At 38.1% G+C, this 25486-nt stretch carries 16 protein-coding genes; 4 read left to right on the top strand and 12 right to left on the bottom strand.

Going from position 1 to position 25486, the window contains the following annotated elements:
• Positions 1-18: 18 nt before the first annotated feature.
• Positions 19-342 (top strand): hypothetical protein, encoded by a 324-nt coding sequence (locus tag EG359_RS15675; RefSeq protein WP_228434988.1) that lies wholly within the window; start codon positions 19-21, stop codon positions 340-342.
• Positions 343-409: 67 nt separating this feature from the next.
• Positions 410-3094 (top strand): TonB-dependent receptor domain-containing protein, encoded by a 2685-nt coding sequence (locus tag EG359_RS15670; protein WP_076353083.1) that lies wholly within the window; start codon positions 410-412, stop codon positions 3092-3094.
• Positions 3095-3177: 83 nt separating this feature from the next.
• Here EG359_RS15670 and EG359_RS15665 read toward each other — a convergent pair whose 3' ends face one another.
• From EG359_RS15665 to EG359_RS15610, 12 genes are all read right to left on the bottom strand, one after another.
• A complete protein-coding gene (locus EG359_RS15665; RefSeq protein WP_076353082.1) occupies positions 3178-3675 on the bottom strand; it encodes a cupin domain-containing protein in 498 nt (165 codons plus the stop codon).
• 26 nt (positions 3676-3701) lie between these two features.
• Positions 3702-5984, bottom strand: coding sequence for a GH92 family glycosyl hydrolase (locus tag EG359_RS15660; RefSeq protein WP_076353081.1), 2283 nt, complete (start codon positions 5982-5984; stop codon positions 3702-3704).
• A gap of 21 nt (positions 5985-6005) precedes the next feature.
• On the bottom strand, positions 6006-6866 hold the full coding sequence (locus EG359_RS15655; RefSeq protein WP_076353080.1) for an ROK family protein: 861 nt from the start codon (positions 6864-6866) through the stop codon (positions 6006-6008).
• A 124-nt stretch (positions 6867-6990) separates the two neighbouring features.
• Positions 6991-9396 (bottom strand): endo-beta-N-acetylglucosaminidase H, encoded by a 2406-nt coding sequence (locus EG359_RS15650; protein ID WP_076353079.1) that lies wholly within the window; start codon positions 9394-9396, stop codon positions 6991-6993.
• 59 nt (positions 9397-9455) lie between these two features.
• The gene (locus EG359_RS15645; RefSeq protein ID WP_076353078.1) at positions 9456-11588 is read right to left on the bottom strand and encodes an endo-beta-N-acetylglucosaminidase H; all 2133 of its coding nucleotides are present in this window, start codon (positions 11586-11588) and stop codon (positions 9456-9458) included.
• 109 nt (positions 11589-11697) lie between these two features.
• Entirely contained in the window at positions 11698-13125 is a 1428-nt protein-coding gene (locus EG359_RS15640) for a glycoside hydrolase family 125 protein (RefSeq protein WP_076353077.1), read from the bottom strand.
• A 32-nt stretch (positions 13126-13157) separates the two neighbouring features.
• A complete protein-coding gene (locus tag EG359_RS15635; protein WP_076353076.1) occupies positions 13158-15389 on the bottom strand; it encodes a GH92 family glycosyl hydrolase in 2232 nt (743 codons plus the stop codon).
• A gap of 123 nt (positions 15390-15512) precedes the next feature.
• Positions 15513-16484, bottom strand: a complete 972-nt coding sequence (locus tag EG359_RS15630; RefSeq protein WP_076353422.1) for a glycoside hydrolase family 130 protein — start codon at positions 16482-16484, stop codon at positions 15513-15515.
• A 44-nt stretch (positions 16485-16528) separates the two neighbouring features.
• Positions 16529-17821 (bottom strand): MFS transporter, encoded by a 1293-nt coding sequence (locus tag EG359_RS15625; RefSeq protein ID WP_076353075.1) that lies wholly within the window; start codon positions 17819-17821, stop codon positions 16529-16531.
• Between the two features lie 167 nt (positions 17822-17988).
• The gene (locus tag EG359_RS15620; protein ID WP_076353074.1) at positions 17989-19614 is read right to left on the bottom strand and encodes a SusD/RagB family nutrient-binding outer membrane lipoprotein; all 1626 of its coding nucleotides are present in this window, start codon (positions 19612-19614) and stop codon (positions 17989-17991) included.
• Positions 19615-19631: 17 nt separating this feature from the next.
• Positions 19632-22592 (bottom strand): SusC/RagA family TonB-linked outer membrane protein, encoded by a 2961-nt coding sequence (locus tag EG359_RS15615; protein WP_084180356.1) that lies wholly within the window; start codon positions 22590-22592, stop codon positions 19632-19634.
• Between the two features lie 389 nt (positions 22593-22981).
• The gene (locus tag EG359_RS15610) at positions 22982-23860 is read right to left on the bottom strand and encodes an AraC family transcriptional regulator (RefSeq protein WP_076353073.1); all 879 of its coding nucleotides are present in this window, start codon (positions 23858-23860) and stop codon (positions 22982-22984) included.
• 196 nt (positions 23861-24056) lie between these two features.
• Between EG359_RS15610 and EG359_RS15605 the strand changes: the two genes are divergently transcribed.
• Both EG359_RS15605 and EG359_RS15600 read left to right on the top strand, forming a co-directional pair.
• Positions 24057-24923 (top strand): helix-turn-helix domain-containing protein, encoded by an 867-nt coding sequence (locus tag EG359_RS15605; protein ID WP_076353072.1) that lies wholly within the window; start codon positions 24057-24059, stop codon positions 24921-24923.
• A gap of 85 nt (positions 24924-25008) precedes the next feature.
• Positions 25009-25425 (top strand): OsmC family protein, encoded by a 417-nt coding sequence (locus EG359_RS15600; protein WP_076353071.1) that lies wholly within the window; start codon positions 25009-25011, stop codon positions 25423-25425.
• The last annotated feature ends 61 nt before the right edge of the window (positions 25426-25486 follow it).

The raw sequence follows: 25486 nt of genomic DNA, 5'->3' as shown, positions 1-25486 counted from the left end.
CTTGCAATAGTATTTTGTTTGGGAATTTTCTTGGTTCCTAAGGACAGCTTCTACGCTCAATCTATGCAGGATACCTGCTGTAAGGCAGAATCTAAAAAGAGTGACTGCTGTAAAAATCATTCCTCAAAAAAAGATGGCAAAAATGATTCTAAAAAATCATGTAGTGATGATTGCTGTTCATCATGTGTTGTTTGCTGTACCTTTATTGAGACTCCATTTTCAAAAAATCTACGTTTGGAACTTTCTTATTACAAAGCGAATAAGAATCCACAGTTCCAGTATTCAGATCCATACCTTTCGGACCGTTTAAAGGAGATCTGGCAACCGCCCAAAATAGGTTAATTAAAACATTATGTGTTCGTTATATGATATAATGAACCGTTTTTACTTAATCTAAACTTTAAACAAAATGAAATTATATATTTCCAGGTTTATACTTGGTGCATTATTCTTATTTACTCAATTTATATCCGCTCAAAATCTTTCAAAAAATCAGTTCAAGGTAAAAGGGAACTGTGAAATGTGCAAAACAAGAATTGAAGGAGCAGCCAAAAAAGCTGGAGCAAAAACTGCGATATACTCTATTGATCTTCAAACATTAACATTAGAAACAAACAATGTTTCAGCAGACGAAATCTTAAAAAAGGTTGCAGAGGCGGGACACGACAATGAAAAATTCAAGGCTCCCGATGAAACGTATGAAAGTCTTCCGGGATGTTGTCTTTATGAAAGAGATCTTCAACCTAAAGCAGCTGAAGCTCATGAACATCATGCTAAAAAGGACAATGAGTTCTACGTAAGAGGAAATTGTGCTTCATGTAAAGCCAGAATTGAAAAAGCAGCTAAAGGCGCGGGAGCAGACTCAGCAGACTGGAACGCAGAAAAGCAGACGGTTACTTTAAATTTTAACCCATCTAAAACCTCATCAGATCAAATTTTAAAGGCAATTGCCGATGCTGGGCACGACAATGAAAAATATAAGACTTCTGATGCCACTTACAATGGGCTTCCGGGATGTTGCCTGTACGACAGGGATTTCACTTTTGGAGAAGCTAATCCAAAGGTACATTATGAGGAAGAAACAAAACATGAAGATCATAAAGACCACTCTACTCCGTCTGATAATGACACCCACAGCAAACAGGAGAAGAATATTGACGGTGTTGTTGTTACAGGCTCCAAGGCTGCAACTTCTTTAAGTAAGAAGGAGGCTGGACTTGTCTTTAATATTGATAAAAAGGAGCTATTAAAAGCTGCTTGTTGTAACTTATCTGAAAGTTTTGAAACCAATGCCACTGTAGACGTTTCGTTCAGTAATGCTGTAACAGGGACAAAACAGTTGAAAATGCTTGGTCTGGATCAAAAGTACACCAGTTTAACCAAGGAACAGCTGCCTGAGATCAGAGGACTGGCTTCAGCTTATGGGTTGAATTTCATTCCCGGAAGATGGATTGAAAGTATCCAGTTAACAAAGGGAGGAAGTACGGTAACTAATGGTTATGAAAGTATTACAGGACAGATCAACACTGAGCTTTTGAAAAACGCAAAGACTCCGGAAACATCACTGAATCTTTTTTCTGATTTTAATGGAAGAGCGGAAGCTAATATCACCAGTGTATCTCCTATCAACGATAAATGGTCGCAGACATTCCTTCTTCACGGAAATGGAACTTTTGGAAATACGGACATGAATCACGATGGTTTTCTTGACAGACCAAAGGGAACTCAAATTAATGCGGCCTATCTCCTTAATTACAATGATTTGGAAAAGTCGGGATTTGGCTCTCATTTTGGGATCAACTTCATCAGAGATGAGAGAACCGCAGGACAAACTAATTTTGATAAAAAACTGGCTCAGGATAAGCAACCTGCCTATGGTGTTGGAATTGACATTTCAAGATTTCAGGTTTGGAATAAAACAGGATATGTTTTCAAAGGAAAGCCTTACCAAAGTATTGGCTGGATGAACCAATATGTATATCATCAGCAGGACAGTTTCTTTGGATTGAGAAATTATGCGGGGAAACAACATACTTATTATTCCAATTTAATCTTTGAAAGTATCCTTGGAAATACAAACCATAAGTATAAAGCAGGGGCAAGCTTTTTATATGACGGGTATGAGGAAAATTACTTAATGGATGACATTAAGAGAAATGAAATTGTTCCCGGAATCTTCGCTGAATATACTTTAACAGGATTAAAATATACTTTAGTAGCAGGAACCAGAGTTGACTTTCATAATCTGGCAGGAACTCAGTTCACACCAAGAGTTAACTTTAAGTACGACTTTACACCACAGACTATTTTGAGACTTTCTGCGGGAAGAGGATTCAGAACAGCGAATGTATTTGCTGAAAGCCAGCAATATTTTGCATCGAACAGAACGATTAATATTTTACCAAATGGTGGAAATATCTACGGATTAAAGCCTGAGATTGCATGGAACTACGGAGCGAGTCTACAGCAGGAATTTAAGCTTTTCGGAAGAAAATCAACCATTATTGCAGACTTTTTCAGAACCGATTTCCAGGATCAGGTATTGGTAGATCTGGACAGATCTCCTCAACAATTAACGTTCTATAATCTTGAAGGAAAATCTTTTGCCAACTCTTTCCAGACCCAATGGGACTTTACGCCTTTCAAAAACTTTGATGTAAGACTGGCTTATAAATATTACGATGTACAGGCGGATTATATTGACGGAAGAAGAGAGGTTCCTTTTATGGCGAAGCACAGAGGTTTTGTAAATCTGGCCTATTCCACCAATAAAAATGATAAGGGCGGATTCTGGAGTTTTGATACGACTTTAAACTGGGTAGGAAAACAAAGACTTCCTGATATGTCAAGCAACCCTACAGAGTTTCAGCTGCCGGCTTATTCTAATTCATATGCTGTCCTTAATGCACAGATATCAAAGAACTTCAACAAGAAGCTTAGAGCGTATGTAGGGGGAGAAAACCTGACTTCTTACTATCAGAAAAATGCAATCATTGATTTTAAAAATCCTTTTGGAAATTATTTTGATGGCGGAATGGTATATGCTCCAATTATGAAAGCAAATTTCTATGTAGGATTGGACGTAACGTTCTAAAATCTATAAGATACCACAAACTTATTTTTCTCTGAGAGAAATAAAAAAACAGCATCAAATTGATGCTGTTTTTTTATTTCTACTTATCTTCCAAAGTCATCCTGTACTCTTACAATATCATCTTCATCTGAAGGGTTAGATGCATCGGTATGCTGCCAGATTTCGGCTACTACACCCCAATCTGCCAGGCCTATCAACCTATGTCTTTCGCCTTTTTGAAGTTTTACCTGATCTTGAGGCTTGTATTCTCCAACCTCTCCTTCTTCATCTGTCATACTGCGTTTAATTCCTACCGTTCCCTCTACAACCTGCCAGATCTCGGCTCTTCTGTGATGATACTGCCAGCTTAATCTTGCTTCCGGAGCCACAATAAGAATTTTGGGGCTTAACTTCCCTCCTATTCTCAGGTTTTCCACATCAATTCCGTCAAAATATTGATTTGCAAAATCCTGTGCCTGCGTTTCATCAATAACGAAAAACCCGCCCCATGGCCTTGTGTCATCTTTTGCTGCAATATTAAAACCTTGTGTGTGCAACATTTCTTCTACTCTATCGAATATTTCTTTTTTTTCTGTACTCATACAGCTTGTATTTCTAAATTAAAAATTTATTTACTTGATTCTTCTTTTGACATGGAATACGGAAAGTCTTTTTCCTGTGATCCTCTGTCTTTATTCGGCTTACTATCCATTTTAAAGTCTAAAACCGTTCCTTTCATCAGTTCTTTATGGCTGATCCAATTTTTGGAATAAGGTTGCTGATTAACGTTCAAAGACTTTACATATAGATTTTCAGCATTATTTTCCGGAGCTTTTATTTCAATTTTCTTCCCATTTTCCAGATGGATGGTAGCTTCTTTAAATAATGGTGCTCCCAGTACATACTGATCTGTTGCCGGCGTTACAGGGTAAAAGCCTAATGCAGAGAAAATGTACCATGCAGAAGTCTGTCCGTTATCTTCGTCTCCACAATATCCGTCCGGAGTGGCATGATATAATTTATTCATAACCTGCCTTGTCCAATATTGCGTTTTATAAGGAGCTCCTGCGTAATTGTAAAGATAAATCATATGCTGAATCGGCTGATTTCCGTGGGCATACTGTCCCATGTTCATAATCTGCATTTCTCTGATCTCGTGGATTACTCCTCCATAATAGCTGTCATCAAAAACCGGTGGCAGTGAAAACACCTCATCCAGTTTGGCTTCAAATTTCTTTTTACCTCCCATCAGCGTTGCCAGTCCGTCAATATCCTGAAAAACAGACCAAGTATAGTGCCAGCTGTTTCCCTCTGTGAAAGCATCTCCCCATTTGAAAGGGTTGAAAGGTTTCTGGAAGTTTCCATCTTTATTTTTACCGCGCATCAACCCTGTTTCCTTATCAAACAGATTTTTGTAATTATACGCTCTTTTTTTGTAAATATCAATTTCTGAAGCGGGTTTTCCCAATGCTTTTCCTAATTGATAAATAGAAAAGTCATCGTAAGCATATTCCAATGTTCTGGCTGCATTCTCATTGATTTTTACATCATAAGGAACATAGCCTAATGTATTGTAGTACTCTACTCCTGCACGGCCAACTGCTTCTATAGGTCCTTCGTTGTTCGCTCCATGCTTTACAGCCTGCCAAAGGGTTTCCACATCGTATCCACGAAGTCCCTTTATATAGGCATCTGCTACTACGGATGCAGAATTATTTCCAATCATGATATTTGAATATCCCGGGCTGCTCCATTCTGGCAGAAATCCACCCTCTTTATAAGCATTAGCCAATCCTTCCTGCATTTCTACATTGATGCTTGGGTATACCAAGTTCAGGAAAGGGTATAAAGCTCTGAAAGTATCCCAGAAACCTGTTCCTGCAAACATTTTTCCATCTGCTATTTTACCGTTGTAAGGACTCCAGTGCTTTACTTTGTTCTGGGCATCAATTTCATATAGTTTTTGTGGAAAAAATAATGTCCTGTACAAAGAGGAATAAAAGGTTCTCATTTGTTGATCTGTACCTCCTTTTACTTCTATTTTTCCCAATGTATTATTCCAGATATTTTTGGCATCTGTTTTTACCTGATCAAAGTTTCTTCCTCCGATTTCTCTTTTAAGGTTAAGTTCTGCCTGCTCGAAGCTTATGAATGAAGAGGCCACTTTTGCATAAACAGCTTCTTTATTTTTCAGTTTAAAACCTACTACTGCTCCTGTATGATCGCTGGTGATTTCCAACTGATCATTGATGAATTTATCATCTTTCCAGGTTTTTGTCAGTTCAAAGTCTTTATCAAACTGAACTACAAAATAGTTTTTAAAATTATCATACTTCCCGGTAGAATATCGGGTTGTATATCCCAGAATTTTTCTTTCCTTAGGCAAAATTTTAATGTATGAGCCTTTGTTTAGTGCATCAATAACTACATAGGCGCTGTCTGTTTTTGGAAAATCAAATTTAAAGAAAGAAGCTCTTTCTGTTGGTGTAAACTCGGTGGTTACATTGATATCTGCCAAGTAGACACTGTAAAAATAAGGGGTTGTAACTTCAGCTTTATGACTGAACCAGCTCGCCCTGTCTTCTTCTTTGAATTTCGGTTTGCCCACACCCGGCATTATGGCAAATGCGCCGTAGTCATTCATCCAGGGAGAGGGCTGATGCGTTTGCTTGAATCCGTTTATTTTATCTGCATCGTAGCTATAAGCCCATCCATCGCCCATTTTACCGGTTTGAGGGGTCCAGATATTCATTCCCCACGGAAGTCCGACCGCCGGATAGGTATTTCCGTTGGATAAAGAAGGTTTAGACTGGGTTCCCATCAATGGGTTTACATAATCTACAGGAGATAGATTCTGACCGAAAGCCAAAGCCTGTACTACGAGAAAGAAAGTAGAAAATATAGACTTCATTGTATCATTTCGTTTATTAATTTATATACTCTTTTTTAATGCATAGCTGGCAGCTCCCAGAATGGCTGCATCTTCAAAAATAGCTGAGATTCTGACCTGCAAATTAATATTATTCTTTTTTAAATTATGAAGAAATCTTTCCTCAAAATAAGGATAAGCTTTTGCAATATTTCCTCCTATAACTAAAACTTCCGGTTTATATTCATCTACGTAGTTTACAATGAATCCGGAAAAGGAGTCCGCATATTCATCAAATATTTTGGTTCGTATTTCTACAGGTTTATCCAATAGATCCTTGGTTCCTGAGATTTGTTCACCGGTTAATTCTGCATAGTAGTTGACAAACCAACGTGTTGCCAGATAGTCTTCGCAGATAGAATCTTTAAAAGGGGAATCCCACAAATCTTCATCGGTCGCTATTTCTCCGTTGTAAAAAGTGGTTCCAAGCCCTGTACCGAGTGTCACACCAAAAATTCTTTTAAAATCCTGTACACAACCCCCAAACACTTCCCCTTCCATAAAGGCTGCCGCATCATTTACAAAATGAATCTGATTCTGTGAAATGGATAGTCTTTTTGCCAGTTCTTCTTTGATATTTATCTGATACATATCGATGAATTTTCCTTGTTGCATCAAAGAGACTCCGTTTTCGTAATCAAAAGGTCCGGGCATTGCAATGCCTATTAAAAGATCCTTTTTTGCCAGATCATGAGCTCCTTTTTCAATGGCTGAAACCCACGCAGAAAAAATAACTTCTTTCTCATCAAAGGAATTAACATGTTCCCTTACATAAGTTGAAGCAATAATTTCACGTTTTTCAGGATTTACCTGAGCCAGCGTAATATGTGACCCTCCAATATCGATTCCTACTATATTCTGCATTATTTTTAATTTTAACTTCTAGTAATTCTCTCTTACTGAAAAAACAGACAAACAAGAATATACAACTTATCTGCCTGTTTACAGCTTTATTTTATTTACAGATAACAATCTGAATATCTCAACCTTACCTGATGATTACTTTACCTGATGATAATATTTTATTGTTTGAGGATGTAATTTTGTAAATATAAGTACCACTAATTAAATCCTGCGTATTCACTGTATTATTATTTTGATTAATATTCTGCTTTTTGATTACTTTTCCTGTAGAATCATACAACAAAACCTCAGCAGTAGAGCTGCCATTGATTGTGAAATGAATGTCATTCCCTTTTTTTACAGGATTTGGATAGACACCGTTTTCTTTCACCGCATCAAGATCTCTCACAGATAGAAGCGGATCACAAGGCACATCTGTTTTCCAGTTAGTATCAGTCATATTCACAAGTGTTGCAAAATGTGTATTTGGAGTAGAATCCAAGGCCGCAATTCCACTTCCTTCATCCATTTTCCAGTTGGCTTCCAGACTTGCAGAGTTCGAAGCAACATTACATTTATTATCCAGGATCTCCTGAGCTGTCAATGCTCTTTTCCAAACTCTAAATTCATCAAGAGAACCATTAATGGCACGTGAGTTATCATAATTTCTACCCAGATAAAGAATACCGTTTGCTGTAAAATTACCTGTTGCTGCTACACTTGAATCCAAGGTACCATTGATGTACATCTTCATGGAAGCACCATCATACGTTGCAGCAATATGATACCAGGTATTTGTATTAAATGTGGCGTTGCTATTCAGTTTTATCTGAGAAGACCCAAAACTTAATATGAACTGAAGCTTGTTACTTGGCAGGTTTCCATCACCAAATCTTAGCATAGCGGAGTTGCTGTCTCCCACTTCGATACCCATTACGGACGAAATATAAGGGAAAGCTGTTTTAAATGAATTTACTTTTACCCATCCTTCGAATGTTAAGGCATTTCCATTCAGGTTAAATTGCCCCGCATTCAGATAATTTGTACTTCCATTAAAGGAAAGTGATCTCGGACCGGGGCTTGTAACAGGTGCTAACCCACTGTTGAATGTACCGTCCCCTGAATAGGTGCTTGTAGTTCCTCCATCACATACGGCCTGTACTTTCCACACATAGCTTGTGTTGGGAGTCAGATTTTGCAATGAATAATTATTGGATGTAATATTCTGTACTACAGTCCATGTTGATCCCGCTGCTGGTTTGTATTGCAATGTATAAGAAGATGCTGTACCTGCACTCCATGATAGCTGTGTAGTATTTCCAAGATAACTTCCTGATACCAGCCCTGAAGGAGCTGCACATCCGTTTCCGGAATTGAATCTTGGAGCAAACAGATAAGTACTTGTTAATGTTGGAGAGCAGTTGGATTGTATTCTCCAGTCATAGTCTGTATTCAGATTCAGGCTATTGACTACTACATTACTTCCTGAGTAGTTTGTGGCGGCATTGGTCCAAACTGTTGAATTAGCCGGTTTATAATCAATATTATAGGTTTGGGTCCCATTGGAGGTCCAGTTCAATTTAGCAGAAGTACCTGTTACATTGGTAACTTCCAGTCCTAATGGCGGATCACAGGCTTGTCCCTGAGCCCAGGTATATAGTTGCCCGCTTAACTGGGTATTTTCATTATAAAGAATATTGGAACCTGTGCTCAGATAATTGGCAACATCGGCTAATCCCAGATCATACCACATGAAAACTCCATAGCCATCTGTTTTTGTACTGGTTGCTAAAGAAGCCAGTGTAGAGGCAGATGTAGAACCAGAGTTTGAGTTCTGTACCCAGATTGCTGCCGGAGAAAGCTTGGTTTTATCCAATGGAGGAACATTCGGAACACTGTAGGTACCATACATTGCATTCCAGCTATAATTGATATAGTTTCCTGCCTGATCTCCGTTATAACTCTGCCTTGATGTGGCAGGACCATAATAATAAAATGTGATCAGCTTATCTGGCATTGCAGCCTTAAGTTCCTGTAACAGCATGACAAAAGAACTGCTATTAGGCTGTCCTGTTCCGTTATTTCCGTATCCTGCGTATTCATCATCCAGATCCACTCCATCCAGCCCATAAGTATACACCGTATTCGCCACTTGTAAAGCGAAGTCTTTTGCTGCTTCACGGTTTGGAAAATTAGAAATACCAGCCCCTTGATGGTTTCCTAAAATATCTAATAATACCTTTATCCCCTTTTGCTGTAAAGGCTTTACATAGGTATTCACATCGTTCAAAACCTTGGTAACGTTGTTGTTATTTGAGATGTATGCTCTGCTTTTGGAAACATCATAGTTGATATTGGCCGCAAAAATAATAGCAACATCAAAAAGCTGTTTGTTTGAATTCTGCAAAGTATAGGAACCTGCATTCAGCATATTATTGTTGTTTACTTCTACATAGCACACTCCTAAGGGATTAAGCTGCTGCGCCTTAAGCAATGGAGCCGATTGAAGCATCAGAGCCATTAAAGGAATAAAAAAGGATTTTTTTCTCATAGTATATTAATTTTATAGTAGAAAAAGTCATTGGGACTAAGCCCAATGACCCGTTTTTTTTATTTTACCATTAATTGTTCTGTCTGTTTCAGGCTTCCATCCTTAGACTCAAACTGAAGAATATAATTTCCTTCTCCAAGTCTGGTCAGTTCATATAAGTTATCACCTGCATTCAGTGATTTTACATCTACGGCCTTTCCATTAAAGTTATAAATCGTTAGTTTTCCTCTGTTGTATTCATCAGGCACAGTAACTGTAAGGGATGAAGATTTGTTTACCGGATTCGGATATAGCTTTATCTGATTCTTCACATTGATTTCTCCTGCATTTCTTGCTAATTTTGAAGTTCCTGCTGTACAAGGCAGATCCGTTCCCCAGTTGGAGGAATCCACCCCGGTTAATGTTAAGCTCGCTCCGTTTCCTGAACTATCCTGAACCGTAGAACCGCTTCCTTCGTTAAATTTCCAGTATGCAGAAAGAGAGGAAGCAGGAACTGATACGTTACACATATTCTGACTGATTTCCGTCTGGCTTAGTGCCCGTTTCCAGACTCTAACCTCATCTACTTTACCATTGAAGTTTCGGGAAGTATTGTATAAGTATCCCACATTGAATGCTCCGTTTGAATTCACACTTCCAGTTTGTGCTTTGCTTGCATCCAAAACACCGTTGATGTAAAGTTTCATCGCAGATCCATCGTAGGTTGCAGCAACATGATACCATGTATTGGCATTCAAAGCTGTAGCTGAGGCTAGTTTTTGCTGTACATTGTTAATACTTACAACAAACTGAAGCTTATTATTTGCCAGACCAGCGTCTCCTAATCGTAAGAATGCAGAATTACTGTCGCTTACTTCCGTTCCCATAATTGAAGAAATATATGGAGATGCTGATTTGAAAGATGAAGGTTTAATCCAGCCCTCAAAAGATAACGCCGAACCACTCAGAGTAAGGTTTCCGGCAGTGCCTGATTCAGTGCTTCCGTCCAGAGAAAGAGAATAAGAGCCTGTAGGAGTTGTTGTTCCTGATCCACTGTTAAATCTTGGAGCAAACATATAAGCACTTTTTACACTGCAGTTGGTTCTGATTCTCCAGTCATATTCGGTATTGGCAGTTAATCCTGAAATCGTTACGGAAGTAGAATTAAGAGCTGATGCTGCATTCGTCCATGTTGTAGAGGAAGCCGGTTTATAATCGATGTCATAAGTATTGGTACCTACATAAGACCAGTTCAGCTTTGCGCTTGTACCTGTAAGGTTGCTCGTATATAGTCCAATGGGAGCATCACAATTTGTACCCTGTGTCCAGGATTGTAGAGTGCCGCTTAACACAGTTGGCTGTCCGTATAAGGTCTGTGTTCCTGCTGAAAGCTGTGCTGTTTCATTGGTTCCGTGAAGGTCATACCACATGAATACTCCATAGCCGCCATTTTTAGTCTGAGTTGCCAGACTGGTGGTTGTGGAATTGGAAGTATTCCCCATCCATACTGCTGCCGGAGAAATCTGTGCTTTGGTAAGGGGAGGTACGTTGGGAGCAGAAAATGTTCCGTACATCGCATTCCAGCTGTAGTTGACGTAATCTCCCACTCTGGCACCGTTCCATGAAAGTCTTGAAGCCGCAGGTCCGTAATAATAGAATGAAATTATTTTATCCGGAAGCAATGCTTTTAACTCCTGAACAAGCATTACAAAAGAACTATCATTGGGCTGTCCTGTTCCGTTTTGCCCATACTCGGAATATTCATCATCAAAATCAATCCCATCCAGACCGTAAGTATTAACTGTGTTGGCAAGCTGTAATGCAAAGTCTTTTGCCGCCTCACGGGTAGGAAAATTACAAATTCCTGCTCCCTGATGATTTCCCAGAATGGTCAATACTACTTTCATTCCTTTCTGCTGGAGCGGTTTGATGTAGGTATCTGCATTGGTAAGAACCTTGGTTACATTATTATTAGAATAGAGATAGGCTCTGCCACGGCTGGTATCATAATTAATATTGGCCGCAAAAATATTTACCACATTGAACAGATAGCTGTTCGATGTTTGCAGTTTGTACGCTCCTGCATTCAGGAGGTTGTTATTGTTCACTTCCACATAGCATATTCCTGTAGGATTCAGCTGTTGTGCATTAAGCTGGGAACCACACTGAAGCATGATGGCAGTCAGCGCGGTAAAGATGGATTTTTTTTTCATTACTATAAATTTTGGTGATGTTTTGTGTTAAATTTTGATATGGAACTCCCCTAGCATTCTTCTTTTTAAAGAAAAACACCTCAAAATAAGAGCGATATGAAATAGAAAATTATACTAGCAGTTCTGGGTTTTCATTAAAGGTTTTCCATAGCAATTCTCCAAACAATGTATTTGACCATGCAAACCATTCTCTGGTAAATTTCTTGTCATTGTCTTTATGGAAAGATTCATGCATAAAGCCTGTTCCTCCATGAGTTTTCTGTAAAGTATCTATACACCACCTGATCTCACCTTTGTCTTTTGTAGTGAGCGCTTTCATAATGATACTCATTGGCCAGATCATATCAAGCCCAATGTGCGGACCACCTATTCCCTCGGCTAACTTCCCTTTGAAAAAGAACGGGTTATTTTCTGACCAAACGAATTTTCTTGTATTCAAATAAACCGGGTCATCAGATTTCACAGCATCCAGATAAGGTAAACCTAACAGGCTTGGGCAATTCGCATCATCCATCAGGTTATAGCTCCCGAAACCATTGACTTCAAAAGCATATATTTTCCCATATTCAGGATGATTATAAATTCCGTATTTTTTGATGGCTGCATCTACCTCATCGGCAAGGCTGGTCAGTTGCTGAGCCAATGTTTTTTCATTTTTTATCTGGGAAACCATTTCTGCAGCCTGACGTAAGCTTACTACTGCAAATAAATTGGAAGGAATCAAAAAACCATAGATTGTAGCATCATCACTTGGACGAAACATAGAACTGATAAGACCTACCGGCTTTGTTGGATAGCCATACCCACCCATAGGAACTCCATCAGTAGCCCAAGATGTTGTACGTTCAAATTTGTAAGGACCTAAGTCTTTTTTTCTCTGCTGTTCTATAAAAGTCTGCAAAGTAAGTTTGATCCCCTGCAACCAGTTGTCATCAAAAGGTTTTGTATCGCCTGTTGTTTTCCAGAAATGATAAGCCAGACGGATAGGATAACATAGTGAGTCGATCTCCCATTTTCTTTCATGGGTTCCCGGCTTCATATCTGTGTGATCATATTCTTTCCATTTGCTTATTTTTTGATCATCATTGTAGAATGCATTGGCATAAGGGTCTTTCAGGATGAATGTTGTCTGCTTATGAATTACCCCGGAGATAAGCTTATGAAGCTTTTCATCCTTTTTAGAGAACTGCAAATAAGGAAAAACCTGAGCAGAACTATCACGAAGCCACATGGCATCAATATCTCCCGTAATCACGTAGGTATCTGGAACACCATTGGTTTCAGTGTAAAAAACAGTAGTATCTAATGTATTAGGAAAGCAGTTTTCAAAGAGCCAGCTTAGTTCTTTATTTTTAACTTTCTTTTTAAAGGCTGCGATGGCACCTTCTACGGATTCACTGGTAAAATGTCTTTTAGCTTTAGGAACACGGACAATAGGAAAACCCTCTACGATCAGGTTTTTTGCAAAAACATTTTGAGTAAACAGCAATCCGGCTCCTGCCAATGCACTTGTTTTAATAAAATCTCTCCTTTCCATTGATACTTTTGTTTCGTTTATTTTTATTAGTCTTATTTTACAGGTTTACTTCCCATTACAAATCTAAGTTCACCACCATTCATGATGTCAGTATGGTTCAGTTCCCAGCTTTTATACTCTTTTCCGTTAAGGAACATCTTCTGTACATAGATATTTTTATCTGATATTTTGTCTGCAATCACCGTAAATGTCTTCCCATTTTCCAATTGTAAAGAAGCTTTCGGAAACTGAGGAGCACCGATTGCATAGACTGGTTTCCCGGGCGTTACAGGATAAAATCCTAATGATGAGAAAATATACCAGGCTGACATTTGTCCACAATCTTCGTTATTGACAATTCCGTCCGGCTTGGCTGCATACATATTGTCACGGATATATTTTACCATTTTCTGTGTCTTGTACGGGCTTCCTGCATAGTTATACAAATAAGGAACATGGTGTCCCGGCTCATCTCCAAATCCTAAAGACCCGATGAATCCGGAGATATCAACATGCTGTTCGCCCTCCATGTTAAGTGCTTCTGTAAAGGTTTTATCCAGTTTTTCTTCAAAACCTTTTTTACCTCCGTACAGATTCATCATTTCATCAATCTGATGTGGAACAAAGAAATCATAGGCCCATATATTTCCGGAAACCCAGTGTGGCTGAAGCTTCTTCCAGTCGTTCAAAGCGAAATTTGCTAAGAATTTCCCGTCTTTTTGTCTTGGCCAGAAATGATTATTCTCTTTGTTGAATGTATTCAGGAAGTTCATGGAACGTTTTCTGTAAACCTCAGCTTCATCTTTTTTGCCTAGTTTTTCTGCCAGTTGCTGAATACACCAGTCATCATAGGAATACTCTAACGTTGCAGAAACAGAAGCTCCATTTTCTGAAGGTGTATAGCCAAGCTTGATATAATCATTAAGGCCTCCACCTCCATCGCTACTGCTCATTTTATCAGTAAGAGAAGCATCTTTCATCGCTGCAAAGGCTTTTTCGGCATCAATACCGGGTACTCCCTTAGAGATGGCGTCCCAAATTACCGATGTACTGTGATAGCCCAACATACAAAAGTTGTCATATCCACATAGCTCCCAGATTGGCATATGATCTTTACGATCCGTATATCTGCTAATTAAAGAATTGGCAAATTCCTTAGTATGCTTCTGGTCCATAATGGTAAGCAATGGATGCGTTGCCCTAAACCCGTCCCAATACGAATAGGTACTGTAGTTGGTAAACCACTTGGTATTCATATTTTCCTGAGCGGCTACATAATCTCCATTAACATCCATATAAAGATTAGGTGCAATGAATGTATGATAAACTCCTGTGTAGAAGATTTTTCTCTGACTATCCGTACCTCCTGTTACCTGAAATCTACCGATTAGATCTCTCCATGTTTTTTGAGCTGTTTCTTTCGCCTTTGCAAAATCTACATTCTTTGCTTCTGTATCAAAGTTCTCCTGTGCATTTTCTGTGCTTACCGGAGATAAAGACACTTTTACTTCAATGCTTTCGCTGTCTTCTGTAGAGAATCTCACAAAGGCTTTGGCATCTTTAGCAAGGGCTATTTTTTCGTTATTCCTCACTTTTCCCTCAGCATACACTCCGTAGGATTTGAACGGTTTGGAGAATTCCATTACGAAATAGGCAAATCGTTTACCACCCCATCCATTACTGTAGCAATATCCTTTTATTTTATTGTTCCCCTCAATGCTTACCAGTGTATGGTAAATATTGCCGAAGATTTTATTGGTAGGGTCGATAATGATATTGGCCTCATCACTTTTTGGGAATGTATATTTATGGAATCCCACTCTTGGAGAGGCAGTAAGTTCTGCTTTAACTCCATAGCTATCAAGCATTACGGAATAATATCCCGGCGCAGCGGTTTCCTTATCATGACTGAAAGTTGAACGATAACCTGTTTCAGGCTTATCTTCTGATCCCGGAACCATTTTTATCTGTCCCACCGTAGGCATCACCAGAATATCTCCAAGATCTGCCCATCCTGTTCCACTAAGGTGATTATGACTGAACCCCATAATGGTTTTACTGCTGTAGTGGTATCCTGAACACCAATCCCAATCCCCACTTTTGGTATTCTGATCCGGGCTTAGCTGAATCATTCCAAACGGAGTGGTCGCTCCCGGAAATGTATGACCATGTCCTCCTGTTCCAATGAAAGGATCTACCCAGGATAAAACGTCATTTTTATTTTGCTGGGCATTGGCGGTAGAAATCAAGGCTGTAAAAAGACAGATAAGCAATTCTTTTTTCATGATAAGAGAGGTCGGAATTTTTTTTAATTTAAAAGTTGGTTTAAAAATATGAAAACCATAATAAAAATCCCAAAAAGGAGAGAAATTAAACTGTTCAACATATTTTTAAAATTTTTATATTATTTAGATTGAATTCTTTTTCATAAAATCAATAATTTCTGAAATATACCCAAAGGCAATAGCCACTACAGTATCGGCAGCACCGTAATATACCGTTACCTTGTCACCTTCCGTTAATGCTGCACAAGGGAAAACCACATTGGGAACATCCCCTGTCAATTCATATACTTCTGCCGGAGCCAATAAATAAGGCTTTGTCCTGTATAATACTTTTGTTGGGTCTTCAAGGTCAAGCAAAGCTGCTCCCATTGAATATCTGAAACCTCTGCATGTATTGATCACTCCATGATAGAATAGCAACCATCCTTCTTCTGTCTTAATGGGAACCGGCCCACCTCCAATCTTTGTACACTGCCATGCACTGTCTTCAAAAGGGGTTACTTTCATTACACAACGATGTTCTCCCCAATATTTCATATCAGGACTATAACTGATATAAATATCTCCAAAAGGGGTATGGCCATTATCACTCGGACGGCTCAACATGGCGTATTTACCATTGATTTTTTCCGGGAAAAGCACTCCGTTTCTATTGAATGGAAGAAATGCATTTTCGCACTGGAAAAACTCCTTAAAGTCAAACGTATATCCAATCCCGATAGTAGGCCCGTTATATCCGTTGCACCAAGTAATCCAATAACGATCTTCTATGAAAGTAACACGAGGATCATATTTGTAATCAGATTCAATCATGTCGGTATTTCCTGCCTGCATTACAATAGGATCATGATTGATATCCCAATTGATTCCGTCTTTACTGAACCCTGCAAAAATATTCATCTGCACCGCTTTGTTATCACAACGGAACACCCCTGCAAACCCATCCTCAAAAGGAATCACTGCGCTATTGAATATACTATTAGATGTCGGTATCGCATATCTGTTAATGATCGGGTTTTCGGAAAACCTCCACATGATATCATTACAACCTTCCGGGCGATCCTGCCAAGGGATCATTACTGATTGAGCTGTCATAAAGTATTTTTTACTTTTATATTTAAATTTGTTTACTAATTGATTTATTCTTCTTTCTGATTTTCTGAATAAGGGAAAGGGACCCATAAGGTCACAAGAAATGCCGGAATGGTAGCAAACAGCACCCAGATAAAGAACATCTTATATCCGATCCAGTCACTAATCATCCCACTAAACATTCCGGGAATCATTACTCCAAGATTCATGATACCTGTTGCAAAGGCATAATGGGCAGTTTTATGTTTTCCGGGGGCAATCTGCTGCATCATATACAGCATCAGTCCTACAAACCCAAACCCATAACCAAAATATTCTACTACTACCGCAATTCCTACGGGAAAAAGATCTACCGGCTGATAATAAGCCAACAGTGCATATACCACAAATGGAATATTGAATGCACAGCACAGCCATATCAAAGATTTCTTCAATCCGCGAGCTGAAATAAAATATCCGGCAAGGACTGATCCTAAAATGAATGCTGCTGAACCATAGGTTCCATATATAAGTCCAATATCTGAGGTAGATAATCCTAATCCGCCTGAAGTTCTTGGTGCCTTAAAAAACAAAGGCGCTATCTTAATGGCAAATCCCTCTGCAAAGCGGTACAGGATAATGAATAACACAGACCACAGAATGTTTTTTTTGGTAAAGAATGAGGTAATAACTTCCAGCAGTTCTTTACGGACATTTCCGGCTGTCTTTTCATCTTTCTGACGGTCCTGTTTATCCTCTTTTGGAAGAATCAAATAATGATAAATGGCCAATACAAAAAAGAGGAGCGCATAGATTACCATAATGATCATCCATGCACGGGTAACTCCTTTTGTTTTCTCTAAAAATCCGGCAAAGTAGACCAATGCTCCACTGCTGATAATTTTAGCCAGATTATAGAAAGCACCCTGCCAACCAATATATTTTGCCTGTTCTTTATTGGTAAGAAAACCAATATACGTTCCGTCTGCCACTACATCATGGGTTGCTCCACAAAATGCAATGACGGCAAAAAGAGCAATACTGTATTTAAAAAAACCAGGCAGAGGCAAGCTTAATGCAATCAGGGCAAACAGAATTCCGATAGCAAACTGGGCGGCAACAACAAAGAATTTTTTGGTTTTATATATCTCCAAAAAAGGACTCCAAAGAGGCTTCAACGTCCATGAAAACATAATAAGAGCGGTCCAGAATGTAATTTTTGAATCTGAAATGCCCATATCTTTATACATAATTCCTGAAACCGCATTAATGGTTACAAAGGGAACGCCCATTGCAAAATATAATGTGGATATCCAAAGAATAGGTTGAATCCGACGGGTTCCGGAGTTGTTTTTTCCCATATTAAAAAATAAGATTCTAAAGAAAAAGAGAGCATCTCAAAAATTTATCCCGGGTTGAAACGAAACTATAAATTTTTCGGAGTTTGTACACTCCTGCCCGAATAAATCTATCAGATAATTCTGAGTTCTGAGATGCCTCTGTATTGTTGAGTGATGTTGATTAATTTTTATTTTTTATCCCACCATAACTTGGTTCCGCCAGTATCTGGTCCATTCAGCATTTGTGAAGCCTGCTGGTAGTTGTACAACGAAATTTTAGTATCAATAGTGAAAGGGATTCTTCTAATCATTGCGTCTGTGCTAATCAATCCTCCACTGTCATTTTTTCTTACCTTAAACAGAATAGGGTATCCTGTTCTTCTTTGCTCCGCCCATGCTTCAGGTCCATTCGGATAAAGAGACAGCCATTTTTGGGTAATGATTCTTTCCAGTTTTCTTTCGTTAGTATCACCGTCATTCCATGCGATGGTAATGGTACTTAACTGAGGATTTCCGGCCTCTATGTTATTGGCGGCATTTTTTGGATCAACATAAGGAGCTTCCGTAGCTGTTGTATTGGCAAGATAACTTCCCACTTCTGCACTTTTCCCCCATTCACCAAAAGATTGCTGAACTCCGGTTGTATAATTGGCTTTAATATCTCCGGCTCCGGCATATCCTCTCAGCGCTGCTTCTGCTTTTAGGAACCATGCTTCTGCGGCTGTAAATAATTTCATTTTACCATCTGTTGCAGAGAAATAATCTCCTGCTGCTGATTTTGCTTGTGGTTGTGAGAATGCACCATAGGTTGATTTTCCATTTAATAAATCAATTCCCTGACGTACACCTATATATTTTCCCTGAACATCTAAGTCTTTTGCTGGAATAGCGTATGCAGAAAGTCTTGGATCATTATAACCATTCATGTAAGCCATTAAAGGCGCACCTATCAAACAATCTCCCCAAGAATAGATAATAAAACTTAATTCAGACTGTCCTACACTAATCAATGCATTATCAGCATTATCAGTAATCAATCCTGCAGATGAAGCCAATGCTTCTTCAGCATATTGCTTTGATTTAGCAGGATCAGCATAACTCATTCTCATAGCTAACCTCAACTTCAATGAATTGGCAAGCTTTGCCCATTGAGTCATATTTCCACCGTACACCAAATCAGCACTTTTTAACGAAGTTTTATCTTCTACATTCTGTGTTGTCGGAGTAGCGGCTATTTTTTGTAAATCTGTAATCGCTGAAGTAAGATCAGCAATAAAATAATTGTAAGCATCCTGCTGGGAATCAAAATCAGTAACTCCGTTAGGATTAGGTTTTTCATATTTACTGTACACCAGAGGACCATGATTGTCTGAAACTCTTGCTGCCGTAATAACTTTCAGAATTTTTTTAACCGCAAATGTTCCGGTAAAATCTACTCCTGCATAATTCCCTTTAGCAGCATTATCAATAATGATAGAATAATTGAAGATGTCCTGCTGTCTGGCAATAATTCTGTTGTTCCATCCATCCATCATAGAATAGGTAAGGTTATTTACCCCGCCATTAAACTGGGTTGCCGTACTGAACATTCCACTGTACATGTCTGCACTAAGGTTAGGATAAAGCTGATAATCTGCCTGCAGCCCCCTTTGTATAGATTTCATTGGGTTAACAATAGCAATAAAATCTGCGTAAAAATTTTCTGGTCCTCCCAGTTTTTCCTGATTATATTGTTCAAAGTCATTGGTACATCCTGATGCAGAAAACAGAACAGCAGCTCCGAATACCAATGTTTTAATAGTATTGATTTTCATTTTCTTAGTTGTAAAAGTTAGAAGTTAGCTTTTAATGATAATCCGATAGATCGGGTAAGTGGTAGTCCAAATGAGTCTACCCCCACTCCTCCAGGAGTGTTTCCTGATACCTGCTCAGGATCAAACGGTGCTTTTTTGTAGAAGAAAAATAAATTGGTTCCCACTAAACTTACCGTTGCATTTCTCATATATCTTGAATTGATATCAAAGGTATAAGAAACAGAAGCCTGACGTAAACGTACCGTTGTAGCGCTATACAAATAGGCTTCATCAACTCCTTTTCCAAACCCTTCTGTAGTACCAACTGCTTTATAGTAATCTTTTGCATTGGTAGTCCCTGTATAAGCCTGCCCGGCATTAGGAGTTCCCGGCGCATATACTGCATTTGGAATAGATACTCCTCCTGCATCTCTTGCATCAGCAGTAGCCTGGCTTACCCCAAACACATCATTGGCTTTCTCTGTAAGGGAAAGAACTTTACCTCCGAATTTACCATCAATAAGGAAAGAAACTCCAAGCTTACCGATGTTAAATGAGTTATTAAAGCCCATAATAAACTTAGGGTTCGGGTTTCCAAGATAAGAAACAGTAGTTTCAGCTAATGGAACACCTTTTTCATTCACTAAAATACGTCCCTGATCATCTCTTTTAAACTTAATTCCATACAGATCTCCGAAAGATCCGCCCAATTTAAGTTTAGTATACTCTCCTCCTCCTGTTAATGAGAAAGGAAGTTCCTGAGAAATATTCAAACTTGTTGGTAATAATTCAACAATCTTATTTTTATTTGCTGATGCATTCACAGTAGCTGTCCATCCGAATTTTTCCGAGCTGAAAACTTTATAAGATAAGGAAGATTCAAAACCTGTATTACGGATTTTTCCCGCATTGATATAGTATGATCCAGGAATCAAACCTCCTAAATATGACGGAATGGTAGTTTCCAACAACTGATTGCTCGTATTCGAGTTGTAATAAGTGATATCAAAACTCAATTTGTTACCCAACATTCTTACTTCAGTCCCTGCTTCAAAAGTTTTATTAAGCTCCGGTTTTGGGAGTAAAGCTTCAAAGCCAACACCTGTAGCGAATGAACTTTTAGGATATACAAGCGTTCCTGCATCTACACCATAAGTGTATCCTTTACTGTATTCAACCATCGCATTGGAAATATTGGTTGGCAATCCCAATCCTACAGTTGCATAGGAGCCTCTTACTTTCCAGAAATTAATAACTTCCGGAAGTTTGAAGACAGACGACAATATCGCATTCACTCCTACAGACTCATAGTCAAATCCCGTTCTTCCGGTTAAAGCTAAAGTAGAATCCCAGTCGTTTCTGAAAGTCATATCCACATAGAACATATTCTTGTACCCTACAGAAGCACTTGCAAAGAAAGACTGCACCTGCTTTTTCATATTGGTATAAGTATGATGATATCCGTCTCCAGGTGCTCTATTTGTACTCCACTGAAGGTTATTCAACGTAAAAAGGTTAGGGTTTGCCAGATAAGCATTGTCAATTTGCGTTATCTTGTTTCTTGTTGTATTGATGCTTCCTCCTACCGTAAAATCTAAGGAGATAGATTCACTTATTTTAGGGCTACCAATCAATAAAACATCTCCATAAGTAGAAGAGTTTTCATAGATATTTTTAAGCATTCTGCCATTAACACCATTCGCCAGTAAACTAGGTGCAGAAAAAGCAGCAATATCACGCTGGCTATCAGATATATTCCAGCTATAGTTACCTCTCACTCTTGCAGACAACCATGGATTGATCTGATAAGATAGAGCAAGTGCTCCATAGGCATTCTTGTTGTTTACAGTAACCGGATTTCTGTTTAAGATCCAATAAGGATTCTGCGTTACCGGATTTCCTTTGAAACTTCCGTCCGGATTTACTTCCCACCAGTTTTGAGCTGGTAAAAATCTGGTTTTATCTAAATAAGAATAATTATCTGGTCCATATTGATCAAAATTTACCCCTCTTGGTAACCAGTACAAACTTGTTAAAGGAGAAAAAGACGCTCCCGGAGTCTGTCTGTTCTTACTTTCCTGCAAGGAACCAATAAAATTGGCATCTAATGTCAGTTTATCATCCAGAAACTTACTTGAATTTCTGAAAGAGATATTGTATTGATCAAAATAAGACATCGGAACCACTCCCTTATTGGTTGTATTCCCAATGGAGAAATAACTGGTTGATCTTTCATTTCCTGACTGGAAAGAAAGGCTATTCACCCATGTAGTACCTGTCTGCAGAAAATCTTTAAGATAATCCTTAGATTCTCCTTTTGCTCCCCAGCTCTCGGTAGATTGACCAGGAGCCTGACCTGCAACTGATGGATCATAAGATAAATAACTGTGCTGCAGTTTTGGAAGACTATAGGCCCTGTCTACTGTAAGACTGGAACTGTATGTGATTGAGCTTTTACCTGCACGTCCTTTTTTAGTGGTAATCAAAATAGCGCCATTTCCTCCGGCAGATCCATACAATGCAGAAGCAGAAGCACCCTTCAGGAAATTCATGCTTTCAATATCATCAGGGTTTATTGAGCTTAAAACATCTCCCGGATCAGGCATATTGGAATACTGCCCAATATCTGCAGACTTCCCTGTTCCATTAATGATGGGAATTCCATCAATCACATATAGTGGCTGGGCGTTGTTTACAGATTTATTACCTCTCATAATTACCCTTACGGAGCTTCCTACACCATTGGTCCTATTGATCTGTACATTGGAAACTTTTCCGTTAACGGCATTTAAAAGATTGGGCGTTTTCACTTCTGTAAGCTCATCTCCTCCAATCTGCTGACTGGAGTAAGTAAGAGAGCGGGCCTGCCTTTTTATCCCCAAAGAGGTGACTACGACCTCCTGAATATCGGTTGTCTTAGTAGTGTCGGCCGCTTTTCTTTCCTGTGCAGTTGCAGAAAGGGAAAAAACAAATAGAACCGGTATAACTGCTTTTCTCATAAGGTTTAGATTAGTTAGATTTAATTGAGAATCAATGACATTACTTTATATTTCAATACAGAAAAAAATATTATTCTTTTGATAATTTTTCACCTCTTATGTATTAAATAATTTAAAGTTTTGTTAAGATTTAATTCACATTGACAAATCTAAATTTTGTAGCCAGTCTGATATAATACTATTTTATCATAAAACGATATTATTTTTTCAGAACCTTTAGAAAAAAGCAAATAACGCCCTTATTGTCAGTAAAATAAAACACCATCCTACCAATCAAAAAAAGAGGATTTATCTTCGTATTTTATTGAAAAAAAACGAAATATTCTGTTTAAAATCTTAAAAAAACAAAGAAAACTGACACCACTGGGGCATCAAATTTTAACGTAAAATTATTCAATTTTTTTAACGCCTTTAAACTGTTCTTTAAATTCTGTAGGCGTTGTTTTTTTGATAGATTTGAAGACCTTGTTGAAATTGGCAATGTTATTAAAACCAGCCTCAAAAGCGATTTCAAAGACAGTAAGATTCTTTTCCATCAGCCAGCGTGCCGCATAGCTGATTCGTATTTCATTAAGATAATTGATAAAAGTTTTTCCCGTTCTCTTTTTAATAAAACGGTTGAACGTTACATTACTCATATTGATCAGAGATGCTACATTATCCAAAGTTATTTTATTTTCAAAATTCTTATGAACAAAATCGTGAACAATCTTCATTTTATCATTATCACCAAAAGTTTCAAGCTCTATACTGTAAGATGACAGTAGTATTTTATCTTCTGCAACTGCCAATTCATTAAGGATCTTCATAATTTCTATGAAAGATTCAAAACTGTTCATCTTGGAGAGATTAAGAAACGAATCTTTTAGTTTTTCAGCAGTTTCAGTAGAAAAAAGAATTCCCCTGATTGAATCTTTCATCAGATTATTAATTGGTTTCAGGATATTTTTCTGCATCATCGACTGATTAAAAAAGTCCTGATTGAACTGAATGGTAATCTCGTGAGTTTTTCTGTTTTTGCACTTGTAATTGGCCCAGCAATGCGGTAGATTAGGACCTACCAATACCAATTCTATATTTCCGATTTCGCCCGTGTGATCTCCAATCATCCTGCGGTACCCTTTTCCCTTGTACACAAAGTTAATTTCAATTTCCGGATGGTAATGATAAGGAAAATCAAATGAAGCCTTAATCCTGTCAAACACCAGAAAACTGTCCTCAGGAGATAGTGGAGTTATTTCTCTCAGAATATTTTCTAATTCATTCATGCAGGCCGTTTTGAAAAAAGGTTAATATATAAATCGCGGTACAAGTTCTTGTAAAATTGATAAAATAATACCAATCTAAAAACATATTTCCATTTTTTTTCATTCCGATTCGATATTCTACTTACAAAACCTAGGTTTCTTTAATTTAATCTATTAGAAATCATGCTTTTTTGTATCTTTAGACTAAAGTTAAAGTATGTTGCAACCACTTATTTTTGAAGATCATTATAAAAGACTTGGGCTGGAAATATTTTCTGAAGAAAATTTGGGGAACTTCAACGGAAATCTGTTCAGATCAGACATCAAAGTATTTTTCATTCCGTCGGGGTATGAACTTACAGTAGACTTTAACCGGTATAAGACCAAAAAACCGTCCCTATTTTTTCTCACCACCCAGCACCTAAACATAGAAAAAGGAAAAGAAGAATCTATGCTTCTCCACTATAACCGTGATTTTTACTGCATTCAGATTCATGATAAGGAAGTAGCCTGTGATGGTCTTCTTTTTCATAATGTATTTGAGATTCCTTTCGTTGAACTTGATCAATCTGAAACAATAATGATTAAAGGATTATTCCAAAACATCAAAGATGAACTTGAGTGGAGGGATTCTTCCGCAGAAGAAATGATCAGAACCTATGTGAAACAGATCATCATTAAGGCTACCAGAAAATGGAAAAAACAGAATCTAGATAATGATACGATAAAAATACCAGGCAGTGAGCTTGATATTTTCAGAGACTTCAGCAGACATCTGGAAATTCATTTCAGAGAAAAGCATAATGTTTCAGATTATGCCGAACTGCTTCACATAGCACCCAAAACCTTAACCCATAAGTTTAAAAGTTTAAACCTGGAATCTCCCAATCAGTTTATCATCAACAGAATTTTATTAGAGGCAAAAAGGTTACTTTTTTACACAGATAAACCCGTTAAGGAAATTGCTTACGATTTAGGATATGAAGATCCTGCCTATTTCAATCGCCTTTTTACCCATAAAATAGGAAGTACACCCACAAATTTCAAGAAAAATTACTCATCGGGAAAAAAGTACAATATTTAAGCCTTTTTATCTATTGAATTCAACTGACCCACCGACCTATCTTTGTAACATCAAAATCAAACAATATTAAACAAAAACAAACATTATGAGACGTAACGCAACAGCCGTTTGGAACGGTACTATTAAAGAAGGTAAAGGACATATTACTACCCAAAGTACAACTTTAAATCAGACTCAATATTCTTTCAACAGCCGTTTTGCAGATGGAGTAGGAACCAATCCGGAGGAATTGCTTGCTGCAGCCCATGCAGGATGCTTTACCATGAAGTTGGATACAGAATTATCACAGGCAGGCTACAATCCGGAAGAACTGAAAACCACTTCTGTCATCACTCTCGATCCAAACATTGGGAAAATCACAAAATCTGAGCTGACTTTAACGGCAAAGGTTCCCGGAATTTCAGAGGAGGAATTTCAAAAGTATGCTAAAATAGCAGAAGAAGGATGCCCTGTAAGTGCCGCTTTCAATTTTGAAATTACATTGAATGCTACTTTAGTCTAAACATTCAATATAAACAATATAGTAAGTCTGAATGCTTATCAGGATTCAGACTTAATTTTTA

The organism is Chryseobacterium joostei (assembly GCF_003815775.1).
In the GTDB taxonomy this organism is placed as follows: domain Bacteria; phylum Bacteroidota; class Bacteroidia; order Flavobacteriales; family Weeksellaceae; genus Chryseobacterium; species Chryseobacterium joostei.
The sequence above is the reverse complement of the archived record's forward strand: the minus strand, read 5'-3'. Positions and strand labels throughout refer to the sequence as shown.

Excerpts from the sequence above, each read along its gene's own strand:
- EG359_RS15615 (WP_084180356.1), bottom strand. The coding sequence starts at position 22,592 with ATGAGAAAAGCAGTTATACCGGTTCTATTTGTTTTTTCCCTTTCTGCA.
- EG359_RS15640 (WP_076353077.1), bottom strand. The coding sequence starts at position 13,125 with ATGGAAAGGAGAGATTTTATTAAAACAAGTGCATTGGCAGGAGCCGGA.
- EG359_RS15655 (WP_076353080.1), bottom strand. The coding sequence starts at position 6,866 with ATGCAGAATATAGTAGGAATCGATATTGGAGGGTCACATATTACGCTG.
- EG359_RS15620 (WP_076353074.1), bottom strand. The coding sequence starts at position 19,614 with ATGAAAATCAATACTATTAAAACATTGGTATTCGGAGCTGCTGTTCTG.
- EG359_RS15610 (WP_076353073.1), bottom strand. The coding sequence starts at position 23,860 with ATGAATGAATTAGAAAATATTCTGAGAGAAATAACTCCACTATCTCCT.
- EG359_RS15605 (WP_076353072.1), top strand. The coding sequence starts at position 24,057 with ATGTTGCAACCACTTATTTTTGAAGATCATTATAAAAGACTTGGGCTG.
- EG359_RS15650 (WP_076353079.1), bottom strand. The coding sequence starts at position 9,396 with ATGAGAAAAAAATCCTTTTTTATTCCTTTAATGGCTCTGATGCTTCAA.
- EG359_RS15600 (WP_076353071.1), top strand. The coding sequence starts at position 25,009 with ATGAGACGTAACGCAACAGCCGTTTGGAACGGTACTATTAAAGAAGGT.
- EG359_RS15635 (WP_076353076.1), bottom strand. The coding sequence starts at position 15,389 with ATGAAAAAAGAATTGCTTATCTGTCTTTTTACAGCCTTGATTTCTACC.
- EG359_RS15630 (WP_076353422.1), bottom strand. The coding sequence starts at position 16,484 with ATGACAGCTCAATCAGTAATGATCCCTTGGCAGGATCGCCCGGAAGGT.
- EG359_RS15645 (WP_076353078.1), bottom strand. The coding sequence starts at position 11,588 with ATGAAAAAAAAATCCATCTTTACCGCGCTGACTGCCATCATGCTTCAG.
- EG359_RS15660 (WP_076353081.1), bottom strand. The coding sequence starts at position 5,984 with ATGAAGTCTATATTTTCTACTTTCTTTCTCGTAGTACAGGCTTTGGCT.
- EG359_RS15665 (WP_076353082.1), bottom strand. The coding sequence starts at position 3,675 with ATGAGTACAGAAAAAAAAGAAATATTCGATAGAGTAGAAGAAATGTTG.
- EG359_RS15625 (WP_076353075.1), bottom strand. The coding sequence starts at position 17,821 with ATGGGAAAAAACAACTCCGGAACCCGTCGGATTCAACCTATTCTTTGG.
- EG359_RS15670 (WP_076353083.1), top strand. The coding sequence starts at position 410 with ATGAAATTATATATTTCCAGGTTTATACTTGGTGCATTATTCTTATTT.